The following is a 701-nucleotide window of genomic DNA, read 5'->3' as shown; positions in this document are numbered from 1 at the left end:
TGAGTAACCAATAATTTCGGAGAGCGGTGTCAGTAGGTCGGGCGGTGGTTGCATAAGCCAAGCTGGTGGCGGAAGTGGTTTTGCTTTTTGGGCACTCGGCTTTGATATACACCCGCTCAGGATGACGCTCGCTAATATCACGCAAGCGACTAATTTCATTCTTAGCATTCGCTAGCTCCTGCGTATATTGAATATCCAACTAATTTAATCGCATTATGCGTGCTTGATAATTAGTGTTAATAGACTTCTGTTCTTCGAGTGCAATCGTTAGTTCTTTGTTTTTTTCTATCAACAGATTAATCCTGTTAGCTTGCCTGTTAATCACCCAATAGCCACCCACAATGATGCCTACCATCGCGATGATGGCATAGAGTTTCCCGTATCTCATAATTAATACCGATGATGTGAGAATGCAATCTGACAACGTTTTTCTAAACTAACTTGGTCTTTAGTACATGAGTTATCAATCAAGAGATAAATACCACCAGCGATGATGATGATTAAAGGTTTCCATAACATAGTGCTGACTCCGCTTCTCGACGAGTCATAAAGTAAGTAGCTAAACCAAGAACCATGCTAAACGCCATCCCAATAACAAATCCCCATTCATATAAAGAGAGACTGGCAAAAAAGGCCGTTAGGCCTGCTGTTCCATAAGTTACATTGGTTAATTTTTCCATACGCATAGTCACCCCCAGAGG

General features: G+C 41.7%; 3 protein-coding genes and 2 pseudogenes. All 5 read right to left on the bottom strand.

Going from position 1 to position 701, the window contains the following annotated elements; genetic code table 11:
* Positions 1 to 108: lysis system o-spanin lipoprotein Rz1 (gene rz1, locus ABN217_RS19385; RefSeq protein WP_280798176.1), on the bottom strand; the 108-nt coding region annotated here is incomplete at its 3' end.
* A pseudogene (locus ABN217_RS19380) lies at positions 68 to 199 on the bottom strand (lysis protein); the annotation flags it as partial. The pseudogene ABN217_RS19380 and the gene rz1, both read right to left, overlap by 41 nt.
* The gene (locus tag ABN217_RS19375; RefSeq protein ID WP_349459875.1) at positions 200 to 388 is read right to left on the bottom strand and encodes a hypothetical protein; all 189 of its coding nucleotides are present in this window, start codon (positions 386 to 388) and stop codon (positions 200 to 202) included.
* A gap of 2 nt (positions 389 to 390) precedes the next feature.
* Entirely contained in the window at positions 391 to 519 is a 129-nt protein-coding gene (locus tag ABN217_RS19370) for a hypothetical protein (protein WP_257474695.1), read from the bottom strand.
* Positions 501 to 701: pseudogene (locus ABN217_RS19365) on the bottom strand (hypothetical protein); the annotation flags it as partial. The gene ABN217_RS19370 and the pseudogene ABN217_RS19365, both read right to left, overlap by 19 nt.

Origin of the sequence: Proteus sp. fly-1067, assembly GCF_040139345.1 — a bacterium.
Classification (GTDB): Bacteria; Pseudomonadota; Gammaproteobacteria; order Enterobacterales; family Enterobacteriaceae; genus Proteus; species Proteus vulgaris_B.
This window is presented reverse-complemented; position numbering and strand designations above follow the sequence as displayed.